At 47.3% G+C, this 20,402-nt stretch carries 12 protein-coding genes, 4 tRNA genes and 3 rRNA genes; 8 read left to right on the forward strand and 11 right to left on the reverse strand.

The genetic code is table 11. The features are described from left to right. Nucleotides 1-63 precede the first annotated feature (63 nt). The 3 genes from argE (at nt 64) to FJQ87_RS00625 (ending at nt 4,538) form a co-directional block, all read left to right on the forward strand. Entirely contained in the window at nt 64-1,236 is a 1,173-nt protein-coding gene (gene argE, locus FJQ87_RS00615) for an acetylornithine deacetylase (RefSeq protein ID WP_140930046.1), read from the forward strand. A 126-nt stretch (nt 1,237-1,362) separates the two neighbouring features. Beyond that, complete coding sequence (gene ppc / locus FJQ87_RS00620; protein ID WP_140930047.1) at nt 1,363-3,996, forward strand: phosphoenolpyruvate carboxylase; 2,634 nt, start codon at nt 1,363-1,365, stop codon at nt 3,994-3,996. After that, on the forward strand, nt 3,996-4,538 hold the full coding sequence (locus FJQ87_RS00625; protein ID WP_140933912.1) for a DUF1439 domain-containing protein: 543 nt from the start codon (nt 3,996-3,998) through the stop codon (nt 4,536-4,538). Before ppc ends, FJQ87_RS00625 begins: the two co-directional genes overlap by 1 nt. 63 nt (nt 4,539-4,601) lie before the next feature. On the opposite strand, the gene FJQ87_RS00630 is transcribed toward FJQ87_RS00625, so the two are convergent. The 8 genes from FJQ87_RS00630 to FJQ87_RS00665 all read right to left on the reverse strand — a co-directional run bounded on the left by FJQ87_RS00630 (nt 4,602) and on the right by FJQ87_RS00665 (nt 11,727). Beyond that, on the reverse strand, nt 4,602-5,873 hold the full coding sequence (locus FJQ87_RS00630; protein ID WP_140930048.1) for a CinA family nicotinamide mononucleotide deamidase-related protein: 1,272 nt from the start codon (nt 5,871-5,873) through the stop codon (nt 4,602-4,604). 314 nt (nt 5,874-6,187) lie between these two features. Further along, nucleotides 6,188-6,264, reverse strand: a tRNA-Asp gene (locus tag FJQ87_RS00635). Between the two features lie 89 nt (nt 6,265-6,353). Further along, nucleotides 6,354-6,469, reverse strand: a 5S ribosomal RNA gene (gene rrf, locus FJQ87_RS00640). A gap of 33 nt (nt 6,470-6,502) precedes the next feature. Then, a tRNA-Val gene (locus tag FJQ87_RS00645) sits at nt 6,503-6,578 on the reverse strand. A gap of 87 nt (nt 6,579-6,665) precedes the next feature. Further along, nucleotides 6,666-9,557: ribosomal RNA gene (locus FJQ87_RS00650) — 23S ribosomal RNA — on the reverse strand. Between the two features lie 324 nt (nt 9,558-9,881). Continuing rightward, nucleotides 9,882-9,957 (reverse strand) — tRNA-Ala (locus tag FJQ87_RS00655). 67 nt (nt 9,958-10,024) lie between these two features. Beyond that, nucleotides 10,025-10,101, reverse strand: a tRNA-Ile gene (locus FJQ87_RS00660). 80 nt (nt 10,102-10,181) lie between these two features. After that, a 16S ribosomal RNA gene (locus tag FJQ87_RS00665) occupies nt 10,182-11,727 on the reverse strand. The 16S, 23S and 5S rRNA genes sit together here with 4 tRNA genes alongside, the layout of an rRNA operon. A gap of 663 nt (nt 11,728-12,390) precedes the next feature. Here FJQ87_RS00665 and FJQ87_RS00670 point away from each other — a divergent pair. Continuing rightward, nucleotides 12,391-12,846 carry an RNA-binding protein gene (locus FJQ87_RS00670; RefSeq protein WP_140933914.1) on the forward strand — a complete coding sequence of 152 codons (456 nt, stop codon included), beginning with the start codon at nt 12,391-12,393 and terminating at the stop codon, nt 12,844-12,846. Here the strand turns inward: FJQ87_RS00670 and murI are convergent. Beyond that, on the reverse strand, nt 12,807-13,625 hold the full coding sequence (gene murI, locus FJQ87_RS00675; RefSeq protein ID WP_140930049.1) for a glutamate racemase: 819 nt from the start codon (nt 13,623-13,625) through the stop codon (nt 12,807-12,809). The two genes, FJQ87_RS00670 and murI, sit on opposite strands and share 40 nt — an antisense overlap. A gap of 132 nt (nt 13,626-13,757) precedes the next feature. On the opposite strand from murI, the gene trmA reads away from it, so the two are divergent. After that, entirely contained in the window at nt 13,758-14,861 is a 1,104-nt protein-coding gene (trmA, locus tag FJQ87_RS00680) for a tRNA (uridine(54)-C5)-methyltransferase TrmA (protein WP_140930050.1), read from the forward strand. A gap of 53 nt (nt 14,862-14,914) precedes the next feature. Here the strand turns inward: trmA and fabR are convergent, their stop codons facing one another. After that, entirely contained in the window at nt 14,915-15,535 is a 621-nt protein-coding gene (gene fabR / locus FJQ87_RS00685; protein WP_140933916.1) for an HTH-type transcriptional repressor FabR, read from the reverse strand. 136 nt (nt 15,536-15,671) lie between these two features. Between fabR and FJQ87_RS00690 the strand changes: the two genes are divergently transcribed. From FJQ87_RS00690 to mnmH, 3 genes are all read left to right on the forward strand, one after another. Continuing rightward, nucleotides 15,672-16,781, forward strand: a complete 1,110-nt coding sequence (locus FJQ87_RS00690) for a fatty acid desaturase (protein WP_140930051.1) — start codon at nt 15,672-15,674, stop codon at nt 16,779-16,781. A gap of 102 nt (nt 16,782-16,883) precedes the next feature. Then, on the forward strand, nt 16,884-17,924 hold the full coding sequence (selD, locus tag FJQ87_RS00695; RefSeq protein WP_140930052.1) for a selenide, water dikinase SelD: 1,041 nt from the start codon (nt 16,884-16,886) through the stop codon (nt 17,922-17,924). After that, the gene (mnmH, locus tag FJQ87_RS00700) at nt 17,921-19,021 is read left to right on the forward strand and encodes a tRNA 2-selenouridine(34) synthase MnmH (RefSeq protein WP_140930053.1); all 1,101 of its coding nucleotides are present in this window, start codon (nt 17,921-17,923) and stop codon (nt 19,019-19,021) included. The genes selD and mnmH overlap by 4 nt, the downstream gene beginning before the upstream one ends. Before the next feature lie 51 nt (nt 19,022-19,072). Here the strand turns inward: mnmH and FJQ87_RS00705 are convergent, their stop codons facing one another. Further along, nucleotides 19,073-20,371 (reverse strand): MFS transporter, encoded by a 1,299-nt coding sequence (locus tag FJQ87_RS00705; protein WP_140930054.1) that lies wholly within the window; start codon nt 20,369-20,371, stop codon nt 19,073-19,075. Between the last annotated feature and the right edge of the window lie 31 nt (nt 20,372-20,402).

Below are 20,402 nucleotides of genomic sequence, written 5' to 3' on the forward strand. Positions count from 1 at the left end.
CAGATTAACACGAACAATTAATTATGCAACAATAATGAATACTTATTTTATGCGGAGTGATGAATGTCGTTGCCAGAACTGAAAACTTGCTTTAGCCAACTGATTAAATCCAATTCCATTAGCGCTATTACCGCCGATGGCGATCATTCCAATTTAGAGGTCATTCAGCTGATTCAAGGCTGGTTAACCGACTTAGGCTTTCATTGCCAAATGCAAGCCGTCAAAGATAGCCGCGGTAAATACAACTTATTAGCAAGCTTATTGCCAAGGAATGGTGTGACCCATGGCGGCTTACTGCTGGCAGGACATTCAGATACTGTGCCTGTGGATGAGGGTCATTGGCAGCAAGACCCTTTTCAGTTAACTGAGCGCGATAACCGTTGGTACGGTTTAGGCAGCTGCGATATGAAAGGTTTTTTTGCCATTTGTGTGGCCGCGTTAAAAGAGTTGCCTTTAGATAAGCTTAATAAGCCGCTCTACATTTTTGCCAGCGCCGATGAAGAAACCACTATGAATGGCGCTAAGGCATTTGTTGAGCAATACGCCAATCAAGATAATTTTTGCCCTGAGTTTGCCATTATCGGTGAGCCAACCGGCATGACACCTGTGTATATGCATAAGGGGCATTTAGCCAAAGGCATTCGCGTCACTGGCCGCAGCGGCCATTCGTCGGATCCAGAAAAAGGCCTAAATGCCATAGAAATCATGCATGAAGTCATAAGCCAATTACAAAAGCTCAAACAAGCCTTGGCGACTCAATATCAGCAAACCGCCTTTAGTGTGCCTTACCCGACCCTAAATTTGGGCCATATTCACGGCGGCGATGCGGCCAATCGCATCTGTGGTTGCTGCGAGCTGCATATTGATTTACGCCCAATTCCTGGCATACCACTGCAAGAACTTGAACTCTTAATTCGGCAATATTTAAGTCCTATTCAGCAGCGCTACCCGAATGCTGTGGATATTTTCAGCTTATATCCTGGCAACGAAGCCTTTGGCGGCGATCTTAATGCCAGCTGGACACAAACGGCCGCTAAAATCTGTGGGCAAGAGCCACAAGTGGTTAACTATGCCACCGAAGCGCCATTTATCAGCTTATTGGGATGCCAAACCTTAGTGTTAGGCCCTGGCAGTATCGAGCAGGCGCATCAACCTAACGAATACATAGAAATGTCAGTGTTAAATCAGGCGCAAACTGTGTTTAAAGAATTGATTTATAACTGCTGTTTGAAGTGAGGTACATGTAGCAATATTTACTGTACAGTTGAAATCAAGCCGTTATAGTCAGAACATCATCCATCAGGCTAAGTGATATTCAACCAAATAAACCTGATCACACGTGAATACATTTTGGGAGCAACCATGGCAGACATGTACGCCTCGCTGAAATCCAATGTCAGCATGCTGGGACAAATACTCGGCGATACTATGGCTCAACATCTGGGCGATGGTTTTGTAGAAAAAGTAGAACAAATTAGGCAGCTGGCTAAAGACTCACGCAAAGGCAATGCCGATGCCCGTGAGCAAATGCTGCTACTGTTAACCGATCTTCCCGATGAAGAGCTGGTGCCTTTTGCTAAAGCATTTAATCAGTTTTTAAATCTTGCCAATATTGCCGAGCAATTTCATACCATTAGTAGAAATTGCGACGAGCTAGTATGTGTTCCTGATCCGGTTGATCAACTGCTGGGGCGCATGCTCAATGGCCCCATAGATCAAGTACAAATGCTTAAGTGTTTGCAGTCCTTAGATATTGATTTGGTGATGACAGCGCATCCCACTGAAATATCGCGCCGCACCTTAATCCAAAAATATTCCGCCATCATTGATTGCTTAGCTGAGCTTGAAAATAATCAATTGAGCGAGCGCGAGCGCCAAGGCTCAACCTTACGTCTGCGCCAATTAATTGCGCAAATTTGGCATACCAATGAAATTCGCCATCAAAGACCAACCCCTGTGGATGAAGCGCGCTGGGGCTTAGCGACTATCGAAGCCTCACTATGGCAAGCAGTGCCAGATTTCTTACGTCAACTGAACGAGCAAGTAGAAGTGCGCACCGGTCAACAATTGCCGAGTGATTTTGCGCCCGTGAGATTTTCGAGTTGGATGGGCGGCGATCGAGATGGCAACCCATTTGTTACCGCTAAAGTCACGGCTGAAGTGTTAGATAGAAACCGCCACGCCGCGGCACGGTTGCACTTAAAAGATATAGTGGCGCTGATTGGTGAACTCTCCATGGAAGAGGCCAATGACACACTTAAGCAGCACACGGCTAACAGCAAAGAACCCTATCGCGATGTTTTAAGAGAATTGCGTAAGAAGTTACGTAACACCATAGATTTTTTAAACGCGCGTATTGAAGGCAGCCCAACTAACTTAAGTACTAGCGATATTATTGAGCATATCGATGATCTGCGCGAACCCTTGAAAATGCTGTATCAAAGCTTATGCGATTGCAAAATGAGCCTGATTGCCAATGGCTTACTGCTTGATATGCTAAGACGCTTGGCATGTTTTGGCGTGCATATGCTGCGCCTTGATATCCGCCAAGATGCCGACCGCCACAGCGATGTCATTGCCGAACTGACACGTTATCTCGGCATGGGTGACTACAAGCATTGGGATGAAAGCGAAAAGCAGGCATTTTTACTGCGCGAGCTCACCAATCGCCGCCCGCTAATTCCAAGCCGTTGGCAGCCAAGCGCCGATGTTGCTGAGGTCTTAGATACTTGCCGTTTAATTGCCACGCAATCGCACCACGCTTTAGGCTCTTATGTCATTTCAATGGCAAGTATGCCATCAGACGTGTTAGCGGTATTACTGCTGCTAAAAGAGACGGGTTGCCAATACCCTATGCGCGTTGTGCCATTATTTGAAACCTTAGATGATTTAAATAACGCAGCTCATTGCATCAATAGTTTGCTCGCCATTGATTGGTATCGCGGCTATACCAAGGGTATGCAAGAAGTCATGATAGGCTATTCAGATTCTGCCAAAGATGCCGGCGTAATGGCGGCGGCTTGGGCGCAATACCAAGCCCAAGAACAACTAGTGAAAGTCTGCCGACAGCATAGCGTTAACCTCACTTTATTCCATGGCCGCGGCGGTACTATTGGCCGCGGGGGCGGACCGGCTCATCAAGCGATTTTATCTCAGCCGCCAGGCTCTGTGGATGGTCGCATTCGCGTGACTGAGCAAGGGGAAATGATCCGCTTTAAATTTGGTTTACCCAAATTGGCGGTGCAAAGTTTAGCACTTTACACCTCGGCGGTGATGGAAGCGACACTACTGCCACCACCTGAGCCGCAAGCTAATTGGCGCCATACTATGGAGCGCATAGCAGCAGACTCAGTGACAGCTTATCGCGAAATAGTTAGAGAAGAGCCTGATTTTGTACCGTATTTTCGCGCGGCAACCCCAGAAGTAGAGTTGGGACAATTGCCACTGGGCAGTCGCCCAGCTAAGCGGCGCACCGATGGCGGCATTGAAAGTCTGCGAGCCATTCCGTGGATCTTTGCTTGGTCGCAAAACCGGTTAATGCTGCCAGCTTGGTTAGGCGCAGGTGAAGCGCTGCGCCAAGCTTATGATCGCGGTGAAATGGCGTTACTTAAAGAAATGGAGCAACACTGGCCATTCTTTAATACTCGTGTATCTATGCTAGAAATGGTGTATGCCAAAGCCGAACCTAACTTAGCCCGTTATTACGAAGCTTGCTTAGTGAAATCTGAATTACACCATTTAGGTTATACCTTGCGCGAACGTCTGCAACTGGGCATAGAAGCGGTTCTGACCTTAACCGGCGAAACTGAACTCATGGCACACACACCATGGAGCAAAGAATCGGTTAAGTTACGTAATCCCTATATTGACCCACTTAACTTCCTGCAAGCTGAATTGCTGGCGCGTACCCGTAATGGCAATACCAGCGAAAGCGCGCAACTCGCCTTAATGCTTACCATAGCAGGCGTTGCCGCAGGTATGAGGAATACAGGATGATGAGTAAATTATTACTGGCAAGCTTAGTGTTCATGTGTGCGTCGCTCACAGGCTGCGCCACGAATTACAGTATCAGCCAAGGGGAACTGACTGATTACTTAAATAAAGAAATGAACTATGAGGTGAAGCAAGGTAATCAATTTATTGGTACTAAGATAAAGCTCAATAAAGTGGCGGTGATATTAGGTGAAACGCCTAATACCATGAAAGTTATCACTAATAGCGAAGTGGCCATCACTAATCCACTACTGCCATTAAGGGCAACGCTCAATGCCAGCTTTGAAGCCGAGCCTTGGTATGACAACAATAACCACAGCATTTATTTAAGAAATTTACGCTTAGTGGATGTGCAGTCAACGCCTAAAGATATTGAGAAAATCGTTAAAGATATCGGTCCTCAGCTCATGGGCTTTGTCAGTCGTTTCTTAGAAACTCAGCCTGTGTATGTTTTGGATAAGCAAGATGATAACCAAGCCTTGGCGGCAAAATTAGTCGATAAGATTGAAGTTAAGCCGGGTAAATTAGTGTTTGTCTTTAAATAGCTTGTCTTTAACTAACCTATTTAAAAACCAATAAGAAAGGGGGCTGCATGCCCTCTCTTTTTATCACGCCAATCTTTGAATGCTCGGATAAGTCACTAGCACTTCTTGGCCTTTGAGTGCTCGGCGCAGCATGTCATAAGCAACAGCGCAGGCCATTTGTCGCACTAAGTCACGAGAGCGAGAGGGAAACTTAACCATTTGCTGATAAGTCACATCGCCACAGGCTAGGGCTATCGCCACTGTGCCAACGGGTTTTAGCTCACTGCCGCCATCGGGACCTGCAATACCACTGGTTGCCAAGGCATAATCACTATCCAGTAAAGTGCGTGCACCTTGCGCCATAGCGGCGACGGTTTCTAATGACACTGCGCCAAAATCATCGAGTAATTGCGAGTTAACACCCAAGACTTTGACTTTAGACTCATTGCTATAAGTCACTAAGCTATGGTGTAAATAAGCAGAACTGCCTGCAAATGCGACTAGCTGGCTAGCAAGTAAACCCCCAGTGCAAGATTCAGCTAACGCTAAGGTTTTACTGTTACCAATCAGATGGTTATGCACTTCTTCTGCTAACATCGCCGCGCAGTCAGACACTATGGCATCGCCGAGTAACTGCTTAACTGAAAACACCACAGTATCTAGCGTATTAATGGCCGCATCGCCGCGCGCAAACAGTTTAATTTCGATATAAGGCATGGATGAGCGATAACCAATGCTGACTCCCGCAGGCAAAGGTAGCGGCTCGAGTATATCGGCTAAGCTTGATTCACCGCGGCCAAGGGTCAGTAATTTAATAACTTTTGAGGATTCAATCGCGGCAAATTCAGACTTAACAAAGGGGATAAACTGCTCTTTAACCATCTGCTTAAATTCAAATGGCACGCCAGGAGTGAAAAACAGCCAAGCGCGATTGAGTTTTACTCTAAAACCGCAAGCGGTACCCACTGGGTTATCCACCATAATGGCAGACTTAGGCAGCATAGCTTGCTTGAGGTTACTTTCAGGCATGGGGTAACTGCGCTGACTAAACCAAGCTTCAATGCGAGCGCGCCATAGGCTATTTTCAACCAAAGGTTCACCTATCGCCTGCGCCATAGCTAACGATGAAAGATCATCACTGGTGGGGCCAAGCCCGCCATTAACCAAAATAACATCGGCATGATGGCTCCTTTCAATGAATACCCGCACTAAATCTTCGAGCCTGTCGCCAACGGTTACGCGCTGCGTAAGCTCAATACCGTTATCCATCATAATATTGGCAAACCATGCGGCATTAGTATCGACTATCTGCCCAGATAGCACTTCTTCGCCCGTGCAAATCATTTCTAATTTCATTGCTAATCCCTTCTCTCATGATAAAGATAACTTAAGTGACCCCTAGCACTTAAGCAAGGTATTAAGCCCTGACGATGAGCGTAAGTAGATTAAATAAGTAATAGAACTACTTATACAGCCAAACGCGTGATCATTGTGTTTAGGAATAGCGAGGCATTACTGAGGATACTGAAATATGAAAGCGCTAGGCACTAGCGGATTGTTGTTAGATGTGATCATATATCTATATCGGATAAGCGCATCAGATAGCTTAAATTAAAAATTGTATAACGAAAAAAGCCTCAGCATTTCTGCTGAGGCTTTCATCTTTATGTTGGCGGAGCGGACGGGACTCGAACCCGCGACCCCCGGCGTGACAGGCCGGTATTCTAACCAACTGAACTACCGCTCCTTTAGTGGTGGCTTGCGCTTCTCACTAAATTCTTTTAGCGTCGCTAACGTGTCAGCGTTAGGAGACGTGCTTTTGCAAGCAAATTAGGCGCCTGGAGATGACCTACTCTCGCATGGGGAAACCCCACACTACCATCGGCGCGACTGCGTTTCACTTCTGAGTTCGGAATGGGATCAGGTGGTGCCACAGTGCTATGGTCTCCAGACAAATTTGGAATTCGGAAAGCTGTGAAAAAATATGGTGGTCGCTACTGGGCTCGAACCAGTGACCCCCTCCTTGTAAGGGAGGTGCTCTCCCAGCTGAGCTAAGCGACCTGGGATTTTTTGCTATTGAGTACTCAATCTTCAATCAAGTATTTTTCGATTCTTTCAGGCTTGTTCAGTAAAACCCATCTGGGTTGTATGGTTAAGCCTCTCGGGTCATTAGTACAAGTTAGCTCAACGCCTCACAACGCTTACACACCTTGCCTATCAACGTCCTAGTCTCGGACGGCCCTTCAGAGGACTTATAGTCCTAGGGATGACTCATCTTGGGGCTCGCTTCCCGCTTAGATGCTTTCAGCGGTTATCGATTCCGAACGTAGCTACCGGGCAATGCCATTGGCATGACAACCCGAACACCAGCGGTTCGTCCACTCCGGTCCTCTCGTACTAGGAGCAGCTCCCCTCAATCATCCAACGCCCACGGCAGATAGGGACCGAACTGTCTCACGACGTTCTGAACCCAGCTCGCGTACCACTTTAAATGGCGAACAGCCATACCCTTGGGACCGACTTCAGCCCCAGGATGTGATGAGCCGACATCGAGGTGCCAAACACCGCCGTCGATATGAACTCTTGGGCGGTATCAGCCTGTTATCCCCGGAGTACCTTTTATCCGTTGAGCGATGGCCCTTCCATTCAGAACCACCGGATCACTATGACCTACTTTCGTACCTGCTCGACGTGTCTGTCTCGCAGTTAAGCTGGCTTATGCCATTGCACTAACCGTACGATGTCCGACCGTACTTAGCCAACCTTCGTGCTCCTCCGTTACTCTTTGGGAGGAGACCGCCCCAGTCAAACTACCCACCAGGCACTGTCCCTAATCCCGATAAGGGACCTAGGTTAGAACATCAAAACTACAAGGGTGGTATTTCAAGGACGACTCCACACAAACTAGCGTTCATGCTTCAAAGTCTCCCACCTATCCTACACATGTAGGTTCAATGTTCAGTGCCAAGCTATAGTAAAGGTTCACGGGGTCTTTCCGTCTAGCCGCGGGTATACGGCATCTTCACCGCAATTTCAACTTCACTGAGTCTCGGCTGGAGACAGCGTGGCCATCATTACGCCATTCGTGCAGGTCGGAACTTACCCGACAAGGAATTTCGCTACCTTAGGACCGTTATAGTTACGGCCGCCGTTTACCGGGGCTTCGATCATGAGCTTCTCCGAAGATAACCCAATCAATTAACCTTCCGGCACCGGGCAGGCGTCACACCGTATACTTCATCTTGCGATTTTGCACAGTGCTGTGTTTTTGATAAACAGTTGCAGCCACCTGGTATCTGCGACTCCCGCTAGCTTAGAGAGCAAGTCTCATCACCGGCAGGAGCGTACCTTCTCCCGAAGTTACGGTACCATTTTGCCTAGTTCCTTCAGCCGAGTTCTCTCAAGCGCCTTGGTATTCTCTACCCGACCACCTGTGTCGGTTTGGGGTACGATTCCTGCTAACCTGAAGCTTAGAAGATTTTCCTGGAAGCATGGCATCAACTACTTCAGTCCCTTAGGACCTCGTCATCAGCTCTCAGCGTAAGTATTCCCGGATTTGCCTAAGAATACCGCCTACTACCTTAAACGCGGACTACCAACGCCGCGCTAGCCTAGCCTTCTCCGTCTCTCCATCGCAGTTAGCACAAGTACGGGAATATTAACCCGTTTCCCATCGACTACGCCTTTCGGCCTCGCCTTAGGGGTCGACTCACCCTGCCCCGATTAACGTTGGACAGGAACCCTTGGTCTTCCGGCGAGGGGGTTTTTCACCCCCTTTATCGTTACTCATGTCAGCATTCGCACTTCTGATACCTCCAGCGTGGGTTACCCCTTCACCTTCAACGGCTTACAGAACGCTCCTCTACCGCGCATCTCTAATGAAATGCACCCGTAGCTTCGGTGACTAGCTTAGCCCCGTTACATCTTCCGCGCAGGCCGACTCGACTAGTGAGCTATTACGCTTTCTTTAAATGATGGCTGCTTCTAAGCCAACATCCTAGCTGTCTAAGCCTTCCCACATCGTTTCCCACTTAGCTAGTACTTTGGGACCTTAGCTGACGGTCTGGGTTGTTTCCCTTTTGACAACGGACGTTAGCACCCGCTGTCTGTCTCCCGCATAGTACTCATTGGTATTCGGAGTTTGCAAAGGGTTGGTAAGTCGGGATGACCCCCTAGCCTTAACAGTGCTCTACCCCCAATGGTATTCGTGCGAGGCGCTACCTAAATAGCTTTCGAGGAGAACCAGATATCTCCCGGTTTGATTGGCCTTTCACCCCCAGCCACAAGTCATCCGCTAATTTTTCAACATTAGTCGGTTCGGTCCTCCAGTTGATGTTACTCAACCTTCAACCTGCCCATGGCTAGATCACCGGGTTTCGGGTCTACACCTAGCAACTAAACGCGCAGTTAACACTCGGTTTCCCTACGGCTCCGCTATTCGCTTAACCTCGCTACTAAATGTAAGTCGCTGACCCATTATACAAAAGGTACGCAGTCACGGTCTCAAGAACCGCTCCCACTGCTTGTACGTATACGGTTTCAGGTTCTATTTCACTCCCCTCACAGGGGTTCTTTTCGCCTTTCCCTCACGGTACTGGTTCACTATCGGTCAGTCAGGAGTATTTAGCCTTGGAGGATGGTCCCCCATGTTCAGACAACATATCACGTGTGCCGCCTTACTCGTTTTCATCTAAGGTTAGTTTTCATGTACGGGACTATCACCCTGTACCGTTGGACTTTCCAGACCATTCCACTAACACCCCCTAGACTTAAGGGCTAATCCCCGTTCGCTCGCCGCTACTTAGGGAATCTCGGTTGATTTCTTTTCCTCTGGGTACTTAGATGTTTCAGTTCCCCAGGTTCGCCTCATACAGCTATGTATTCACTGTATGATGACCACTTATGTGGCCGGGTTTCCCCATTCGGACATCGTTAGCTCAAATGCTTGTTACTAGCTCGCCAACGCTTTTCGCAAGTTACTACGTCCTTCATCGCCTCTGACTGCCAAGGCATCCACCGTATACGCTTAGTCACTTAACCATACAACCCAAATGAGTTTCACTTGAGCGTATTGCAACTAGCTGGTTTTTACTGTCTCTTGCTTTCGCAAAAGAACGCCTTGATTTACTTCATTTCTGAAGTTAAAGAATATCCAAAACACTTGATTAAAGTATTTTGAGAACTCAATTTTGTATCACCTAATGCTCGCGCACTAAGTTCTACTATCAGCTTTCCAAATTTTTAAAGAACATATTTCAACGACTTGGTTGAAATTAGGCTTAAAAAAGCCAAAGATAAATTTTACATTATCTTTGGCATTTCTATTCCAAAATCTGCAATGGTGTCCATTTCTAATCAGAGAAATGGTGGAGCTATGCGGGATCGAACCGCAGACCTCCTGCGTGCAAGGCAGGCGCTCTCCCAGCTGAGCTATAGCCCCATTGCAGCAGTCGAAAACATATTGAAACCTAAAACATCCGCCAAATCGGTTTGATAACAAAACAATTTGGTGGGTCAGAGTGGACTTGAACCACCGACCTCACCCTTATCAGGGGTGCGCTCTAACCAGCTGAGCTACAGACCCATGCTTTGGTCTCGCAATATTCTCTATCTTCTATCAGACAATCTATGTGAACACTCAACAGTAACCGTAAATCGCATAGGTAAGGAGGTGATCCAGCCCCAGGTTCCCCTAGGGCTACCTTGTTACGACTTCACCCCAGTCATGAACCACACCGTGGTAAACGCCCTCCCCGAAGGGTTAAGCTATCTACTTCTGGTGCAGCCCACTCCCATGGTGTGACGGGCGGTGTGTACAAGGCCCGGGAACGTATTCACCGTGGCATTCTGATCCACGATTACTAGCGATTCCGACTTCATGGAGTCGAGTTGCAGACTCCAATCCGGACTACGATCGGCTTTGTGAGATTAGCTCCACCTCGCGGCTTTGCAACCCTCTGTACCGACCATTGTAGCACGTGTGTAGCCCTACTCGTAAGGGCCATGATGACTTGACGTCGTCCCCACCTTCCTCCGGTTTATCACCGGCAGTCTCCCTAGAGTTCCCACCATTACGTGCTGGCAAATAAGGATAAGGGTTGCGCTCGTTGCGGGACTTAACCCAACATTTCACAACACGAGCTGACGACAGCCATGCAGCACCTGTCTCAGAGTTCCCGAAGGCACTAAGCTATCTCTAGCGAATTCTCTGGATGTCAAGAGTAGGTAAGGTTCTTCGCGTTGCATCGAATTAAACCACATGCTCCACCGCTTGTGCGGGCCCCCGTCAATTCATTTGAGTTTTAACCTTGCGGCCGTACTCCCCAGGCGGTCTACTTAATGCGTTAGCTTGAGAGCCCAGTGTTCAAGACACCAAACTCCGAGTAGACATCGTTTACGGCGTGGACTACCAGGGTATCTAATCCTGTTTGCTCCCCACGCTTTCGTGCATGAGCGTCAGTCTTTGTCCAGGGGGCCGCCTTCGCCACCGGTATTCCTTCAGATCTCTACGCATTTCACCGCTACACCTGAAATTCTACCCCCTCTACAAGACTCTAGTTTGCCAGTTCAAAATGCAATTCCCAGGTTGAGCCCGGGGCTTTCACATCTCGCTTAACAAACCGCCTGCGCACGCTTTACGCCCAGTAATTCCGATTAACGCTCGGACCCTCCGTATTACCGCGGCTGCTGGCACGGAGTTAGCCGGTCCTTCTTCTGTAGGTAACGTCACAGCTAACGGGTATTAACCGTCAACCTTTCCTCCCTACTGAAAGTGCTTTACAACCCGAAGGCCTTCTTCACACACGCGGCATGGCTGCATCAGGGTTTCCCCCATTGTGCAATATTCCCCACTGCTGCCTCCCGTAGGAGTCTGGGCCGTGTCTCAGTCCCAGTGTGGCTGATCATCCTCTCAGAACAGCTAGGGATCGTCGCCTAGGTGAGCCTTTACCTCACCTACTAGCTAATCCCACCTGGGCTTATCCATCAGCGCAAGGACCCGAAGGCTCCCCTGCTTTCCCCCGTAGGGCGTATGCGGTATTAGCAGTCGTTTCCAACTGTTATCCCCCACCAATGGGCAAATTCCCAGGCATTACTCACCCGTCCGCCGCTCGCCGGCAAAGTAACAAGTTACTTCCCGCTGCCGCTCGACTTGCATGTGTTAGGCCTGCCGCCAGCGTTCAATCTGAGCCATGATCAAACTCTTCAATTAAAGTTTTGTTCGGACCCGAAAGTCCTGCTCAATGAATCCTGTCGATTCGATGATAAATCATCAAATTTGCATGTTATGCGGACTTCGTTCGTTGATGTCTCTTGCGAGACGTGTTAAATCGTTGTCGATTTATCAACTACTGTGAATGTCCACATAGATTGTCTGATAAATTGTTAAAGAACGTGACCGTGATTTCTCACTGGTCAGGGCTGAGTATTCTACACACCCTTATTTCAGCGTCAAGTGTTTTTTGATGTTTTTCACGAATGAAAAACTCGCTAACTCGTTGACTCCCAAGCTTTGAATTACTATCGAACTCAACACTTGACTGACGCTTACAACTTGTTTTATCAAGTCTGCCGTGTCAGTGGTTGCAGATTATAGAGAAGCGAGCGTTAAGCGCAACCCTTATTTACGCAAAGGCTAATCAAGCGCTCACGTTTTCAGCAACCTGTTTAATTAGCCAGCAAAAATGGACGTTTTTGACTTTGTTAGGATGGAGCATGAGGGCAAACATAGACGCCAAATGGGCTGATATCGACATATTTGGCAATAATGCCTGAAAAAACACCAATGCTCTGGTTTAATTTCATACATTTTATTAAGATAGGCAGGTTATTAACAGAATTTTTATTTCTCTTTCACTTAATCAGAGATTTTTCTATGTCTAAGTCATTACTTCTGACTGTTATCGTCGCAGTAATAGGTGCAGTTGTTTTTTATCAATTCCTGCCAGCAATTCATCCAGCAATGGCCTACATTCTTGGCGTTATTCTAGTTGCTATTATTTACAATATTAATTCTGCCTCACAAGCGTCTTCTAACGAAAGCTATAGCGGTCCAACTATGACTCTTTATATAGGCAACCTGCCTTATAAAGTACGCGAGTCTGAGGTTGAAGAATTATTTAGCCAGCACGGCCCGGTTATCAGTGTGCGTTTGGTAAGAGATCGTAAGACGGGTCGCCGTAAAGGCTTTGGCTTCGTTGAGATGTCAGATAAGGGCGCTAAGTCTGCAATGAAAACTTTAAATGATGCGTTATTCCAAGAACGCACCATTAAAGTGAGAGAAGCGAAAACTCAAGATTCGGAAGCTGAAAAAGCTGAGATGGCGTCATAAGCAGTCACTCGACTAAAGCCTTTACGCTGTAAACCGTGCAGCAAGCCAGAACTGATTTGCATGCTTGTATATATGCCAACCAGTTCTGCTTGTTGATTTATCTTAAGCTTATTGTCTGTTTGCTCAAGCAAACTCACTACCCGCCTCGCAATTGCCGCTCCAGAATCCAATAGCTGTACTTTATCACCTAGCACACTAGAGATTTCATCGCTCAAGAGTGGAAAATGGGTGCACCCCAAGACTAAGGTATCAATATCATCGTTAAGCATTGGCGCTAGGATAGTTGCTAGTTGCTTATGATCCACAGGAATCCCAGCAAGCTTAGCCTCCCCCATCATCACTAATTCAGATGAGGCATATAAGCTAACTTGACAGTGCGGAGCAAATTGCTCAATCAATTGCCGAGTATAAGCGCGCTTAATGGTTCCAGGCGTTGCCAATAAACCAATGCGGCCATTAACCGTAAGTTTGGCTGCGGGCTTAATGGCAGGAACTACACCAACCACGGGAATAGATAGTTTTTGTCTCAGCGGCGGTAACACTAAGGTGCTTGCCGTGTTGCAAGCCACCACCACTAATTTGGCGTTAGTTCTTGCTACTTGTTCGCAAATCAAAGCAACGCAGCCATCGATAAGTACTTGTTCTGCCAATTCACCATAAGGCAGGCGGGCATTATCAAATACATAGAGATAGTTCTCGCTTGGGAGTAATCGCTGAATTTCAGCAAGTACCGATAAGCCACCAATACCGGAGTCGAACACTAAAATAGGTTGAGACAAAGTAGGTTCCAGATATTTGCACAAGACGGTGATTTTCCCACAGCAATCCATAAAGCGCAAAAGCCGATACTGGACAAGTTCGTCAGCTAGTATACTATTTGCGCCCCAATATTATGTCTATGGTACCACCTTATGAATTTTGCCGCGCTCGATCCAGCCAGCTACCAAACACAACTCGATGATAAAATTAAGCAGCTGTCGGCTGATTTCGCAGAATTCTCACCACCACAGATCCAAGCATTTGCTTCTGCACCGGCTCATTACCGTATGCGCGCCGAGTTTCGCGTATGGCATGAAGGTGAAGACCTGTATTACTACATGTTTGATAACGAAACCCAGCAAAAAGTAAGATGCGATCAGTTCTTACCCGCCAGCAAGCTGATTAATGACATGATGTTGGCGCTGATGGCTGAATTACGCCCGAATAAAGCTTTACGTCATAAGCTCTTTCAAGTGGATTTCCTTTCCACGGTTAGCGGCGAAATTTTGGTATCTCTGCTTTATCATCGCCAGCTTGATAGCGAATGGCAGCAAGAGGCTGAAGCCCTAAAAGCCAGATTAGGGCAGCAATTTAACGTCAACTTGATTGGCCGTGCCCGCAAACAGAAAATCACTTTAGATAAAGATTTTGTGGTTGAAGCCATAGAAGTCAAAGGCAAGGTATTAAAGTACAAGCAAATCGAGAATAGCTTTACTCAACCTAACGCTGGCGTATCAGTGCACATGTTGGAGTGGGCAATTGATGTGACTCAAGATAGCCAAGGCGATTTATTAGAGCTGTATTGCGGTAACGGTAACTTCTCAATCGCATTAGCCCCAAACTTTAATCGGGTATTAGCCACTGAGCTTGCTAAACCGTCTGTGGATTCAGCGCAGTACAATATCGCCATCAACAACATAGATAACCTGCAAATTATCCGTATGTCGGCTGAAGATTTTAGCGAAGCTATGAATCACGGCCGTCAATTCACGCGCTTAAAGGATATCGATCTTAAGAGTTATCAGTGCAACACCATATTTGTTGACCCCCCACGGGCGGGCCTAGATCCAGATACGGTAGCATTAGTGCAAGGGTATGAGCGCATTTTGTATATTTCATGCAATCCAGACACCTTAAAAGATAACCTGAAAGTGCTGACCCAAACCCATGACGTTAAACAGTTTGCCCTGTTCGATCAGTTCCCATATACCCACCATAAAGAATGTGGCGTGTTATTGGTGCGCAAATCTGCCTAATCGAAACTAGCGTAAACATTAAAACACCATAAAAAGGAGCCCTACGGCTCCTTTTATACAGCAGTACCTGTAATTCTAAGCTGCAGCATTTCGGCGCCTTTGGCGACCATACGCAGTTGCATCACCAATTGCTCGGCCAAGATTTTACGCTCGACTCGCTTCATATCTAAGGCCGCAGCGCCAGCATTAAACACCAGCGTCACTAAAGCTTCCGCTTGAGCGCGGGCTAAATCAGGAGAACGACCAGTGGACGCTTCAATATAATGCGTCAGTTCAGAAATAAAGTGCTCGATTTCGCGGGCTACCGCGGCTCTAAAAGCTGCCGAAGTGCCTGAGCGTTCATGCAGCAAAATACGAAACACGTTAGGGTTAGAATCCAGCACTTCCATAAAGGTTTCCACTGAAATTCGGATAACACTGCCACCCGCTTCAGCGCGCTGGCGCCCTTTGCGCATCATCTGGCGCAAGGTTAAGCCGCCCTCATCCACCATGGTCAGACCTAATTCATTCATGTCTTTAAAGTGGCGATAGAAAGAAGTGGGCGCAATATTGGCCTCACGAGCGACTTCACGCAAACTCAAGCTAGAAAAACTCCGCTCCGCACTTAATTGATTAAATGCGGCATCCACTAATGCTCGCCGTGTCTTCTCTTTTTGCTGCGCGCGGATCCCCATGCTGTCTTCCATATTGAGATTGATTTAGCGAATGATACCGTTTTTATTGAGTAAACACAGCCCTCAGTCTTGACCGAAAATCGAACAAAGGCTAAATTAGCTTACAGATGTACGCTCATTTAACATGGAAGCCTTGATGCGCAAACCCCCGATTATTTGGACCAATGTTCTAATCTTCTCAATCACTTTCGCCATTGCCTTTATTTTCGTTCCTTGGCGTGCCATCATCCATGGCTTCGATGGTATGGAATGGCTGGCATTTATCGTGCTGGCATTTTTCAGTGGTTTATCTATTACTGCGGGCTATCACAGACTCTGGTCCCACAAGACTTATAAAGTTCACCCAGTCATCCGCGTGATTTACGCTCTCGGCGGGGCGCTGGCCTTACAAAACAGTGCATTACATTGGTGCAGCGATCATCGCATTCATCATAAGCATGTCGATAATAATGATAGAGACCCCTATTCCGCCAAAATGGGCTTTTGGTACAGCCACATAGGTTGGATGCTACGGGAATACCAACACCAGCGTTATCATGACTACAGCAACGTCAAAGACTTGCAAAATGATGCGATAGTCATGTGGCAACATAAGCATTATGTCAGCCTGTTATTGGTGATGAACCTTGGCCTGCCTTTGTTCTTGGGCTGGCTCAATGGCGACATGCTCTCTATGTTGCTCATGGCTGGTTTCTTACGTTTAGTGGTAGTGCACCACTGCACCTTCTTCATTAACTCGCTGGCCCACATTTGGGGCAAACAGCCATATACAGATAAAAATACCGCGCGGGATAATGGTTTAATCGCGCTGTTAACTTATGGCGAGGGTTACCATAATTTTCATCACATCTTTGAATATGATTATCGCAATGGCATTCACTGGTGGCAGTACGATCCCACTAAGTGGTTGATTAAGCTATTTTCATATTGTGGTCTGGCTAAAGATCTGCGCCAAGTACCGCAAGAGCGCATTGAAACCGCCAAGTTAGAAATGCAGCTGAAGCAGGCGCAAACTCAGCTAGCCAAATTGCCGAATGGCGAAGTGTGGATGAGCAAGCTTGATAATGAGTATGAAGATATAAAACAAGCACTTATCGCATACTACCAAGCAAAGAAAGCCTTGCTGGACGCTAAACGGCAAACCCTCAGCTATTGCGATTTAAAGCAAGAGGTTGCCGAACTGCGGATTAATTTGACGCATAAATTTAAGCATTGGCAGCGGGTGACGCGGGAGCTTCCTTTCTAACCACAGACCTTGTGCTAGGCCGCTTATTTACAAGCCTAAGTTGCATGACGCCTATATCTGGCTATTATGTTCGACATAATATTCCGCTTACAGGTGTCTGCAATGGCAAGTAATATCAAATTAACCGAATATAGCCATGGAGCTGGTTGCGGTTGCAAAATCTCTCCTAAAGTTCTGAGCACCATTTTAGGCTCGCAACTCCCTGAATTTAAAGATCCTAACTTGTTAGTTGGTAATCAAAGTCGTGATGATGCCGCAGTTTATCGTTTAAATGATGAAACCGGCATTATCAGCACTACCGACTTCTTCATGCCGATTGTCGATGACCCTTTTACCTTCGGCCGCATTGCTGCCACTAACGCCATCAGTGATATTTATGCCATGGGTGGCACACCTATCATGGCGATTGCGATTTTAGGTTGGCCAGTGAATAAGCTCAGCGCGGAAGTTGCCCAGCAAGTTGTTGATGGCGGACGTCAAGCCTGCGCCGATGCGGGTATTGTTCTTGCCGGTGGCCACAGCATTGATGCTCCTGAGCCTATTTTTGGTTTAGCGGTTACTGGTCAAATCCCATTAACTGAATTAAAGCAAAACAATACCGCGCAAGCGGGCGATCGCTTATATCTGACTAAGCCGATTGGTGTGGGCATTTTAACCACAGCGCAGAAGCAAAAGAAATTGGCCGATGAAGACTTACATATAGCGCCAGAAGCTATGTGCCAGTTAAACAAGGTTGGCGCCAAGATAGCTAAAATCAGCAGCGTAAATGCCATGACAGATGTCACTGGCTTTGGTCTTGCGGGTCACTTACTAGAAATGTGTCACGGCGCCAATGTTAGCGCGCAAATTGATATGGCGGCATTGCCTTTGCTGACTAAGACCCAACATTATTTGGATCTTGGCTGCATTCCTGGTGGCACCCATCGCAACTTTGATAGCTATGGTGAGCATTTACCAAGCCTGACTGAGCAGCAAAAAGCACTGCTGTGCGATCCACAAACCAGTGGCGGCTTGTTAGTAGCAGTCTCAGCAGAAGGCGAAGCTGAACTGATTAACTTACTGACCGCAGAAGGCATTGCTCCTATCTGTATCGGCAGCTTACTGCCAGCAGACAGCGCGACCACGACTGTGGAGCTCAAATAATGAGTCAAGTCATTCCAGCGAGTCAGTACCGGGATATTTTCCTCGAGGACCGACCGCTGATTGATACTCGGGCTCCGATTGAATTCATCAAAGGCGCATTCCCAAGCTCAGTCAATTTAGTCTTGATGAGCGATGGCGAGCGCCATAAAGTCGGTACTTGCTATAAAGAACAAGGCCCGGAGGCTGCGCTCGCTCTCGGCCATGAACTGGTCAGAGGCAAGCTCAAGCAGCAGCGCGTTGATGCGTGGCTGGATTTTATCAAGGCCAATCCCAATGCCTACATCAACTGTTTTCGTGGCGGCCAACGCTCACGCATTACTCAGCAGTGGATAAAAGATGCTGGGGTGGATGTTGCTTATGTTGAAGGTGGCTATAAGGCCATGCGCCAATATTTGATTGGTGTCATCGATAGTGTGCCACAGCAGTCTATGCAGATATTAAGCGGCATTACAGGTTCAGGTAAGACAGATTTTTTACTGCAGCGCCAAGAAGCGGTTGATCTTGAAGGCATAGCTAATCACAGAGGTTCAAGCTTCGGTAAGAAGCATGAACCGCAGCCAACTCAGATTAATTTTGAGAACAACTTAGCTGTGGCGCTATTAAAGCATCAACAGCGCGCTTGCTCATCACTCTTACTGGAAGATGAAAGCTTTTTGATTGGCCGCTCGGCTATCCCACAAAGCTTTTATGAAAAGATGCAGCAAGCCGATGTATTAGTGCTGGAAGAATGTCAGGATGCGCGCTTACAACGCTTACTTAATGACTACGTGCATATCATGCACCAAGGTTACGTTGAGCGTTTAGGTGAAGAGCAAGGCTTTATCGCCTTTAGCGCCTATCTTGAGCAAAGTATTACTGGCATTAAAAAGCGCTTAGGCGGCAAGCAATATGCTGAGTTCCAGCAGATTATTGCTAGCGCCTTAGATTTACAGCTGTCACGCAATGATACCTCTGGGCATTTAGCCTGGATTTCCTTACTGCTCGATATCTATTACGACCCTATGTATCAATATCAGCTGCAAGAAAAGGCGCCGCGAGTTAAATTCAAAGGCAGCCATGCGGATATGCATCAGTGGCTCGATGAACAAGCCAAATAAACACTAACGCCCTCATCTGAGGGCGTTATTTTTGCCGCTGTTTGCACTTATCTAGCGATTACTTCCGCGTAAATATCTCAGCGCCGCCCGTTTAAACTTGGGCTTAGTTAAACACAGTAAATAAATCACTGGCAGATTAAGCAGCGCAGTAATAGCAAACAGTTGCACAATGCTAAGTTCCAGCACTTGCAGCAACACAATCGCTACTAAGGCCGAGGCAATCATAAAGATGGCATTCAAAATATTATTCGCTGCTATCACTTGCGCGCGCTCCGATGGCCGCGCCTCCGCTTGAATGAAGCTATACAGCGGCACAATATAAATGCCGCCACTCAGCCCCACCATGAATAAATCCACCATTAAGCGCCAGTGACTGCTGCTTTGAATAAAGTAGCTCGCAACATACAACTCGCCATTAGCGAGTGGGGTTACGCCCTGCACTGCCCAGACTAAATCCAGCCCGAATACAGCTAAGCCCAAAAGGCCAATTGGCAATAAACCTAATTCAATCTGCCCTTTAGCAAGCTTGACGCACATAAATGAGCCACTAGCTATGCCAATGGAAAATAGCGCTAACAGTAATGACACCACCCCAGGATTGGCATGTAAAAATAAGCGGGTGAAATTCGGAAACTGAGTAAGATAAATGGCGCCCACAAACCAAAACCAGCTAATGCCAAGCACTGCCGTAAAGATATTGCTTTGCGCTTTAACGCTTTGTAATAAGCGCCAATAGCCTTGATGACTGTTAGCACTTGCCGCCGCTAATGGCGGTAAAGGCGCTATGGCTAAACTGGCTAACCAACCTATGGCGCCAAAGACAGCGACGGCGGATGCACTTAACACAGCAGCATGATTGCTTGCCATCATGATCCCAGCGCCAATAGTGCCAGCTAAAATCGCAAGAAAGGTGCCGACCTCCACCCAAGCATTGCCGCGCACTAATTCACTACTTGCCAGTGATTGCGGTAATAAGGCGTATTTTACTGGGCCAAAATAAGCCGATTGGGTGCCCATCAAAAACAGTAACACCAGCATCCACACATAGCTGTGGGTCATAATCGCCACAGCGCCAGCTAACATAAGCACTAGTTCTATGGCTTTAAGCCAGCGGATCAGCCACGCCTTATCATGGCCATCGGCGATATAGCCCGCATGGGCTGAAAACAACAAAAATGGCAGGATAAATAAGGCGGCCGCTAAATTCACAAAGACGTCGATAGGCATTGGCAAGTCGTTAATGCTGGCCCAAGCCACCATTAACAACAGGGTATTTTTAAAGACATTATCATTAAGGGCGCCAAGGCACTGCACGACAAAATAGGGAAAAAAACGTCGACTGAAAAACATCCGTGTATCCTTTAACGCGTGATGATAAGGA

The sequence above is a fragment of the Shewanella sp. SNU WT4 genome, assembly GCF_006494715.1.
In the GTDB taxonomy this organism is placed as follows: Bacteria; Pseudomonadota; Gammaproteobacteria; order Enterobacterales; family Shewanellaceae; genus Shewanella.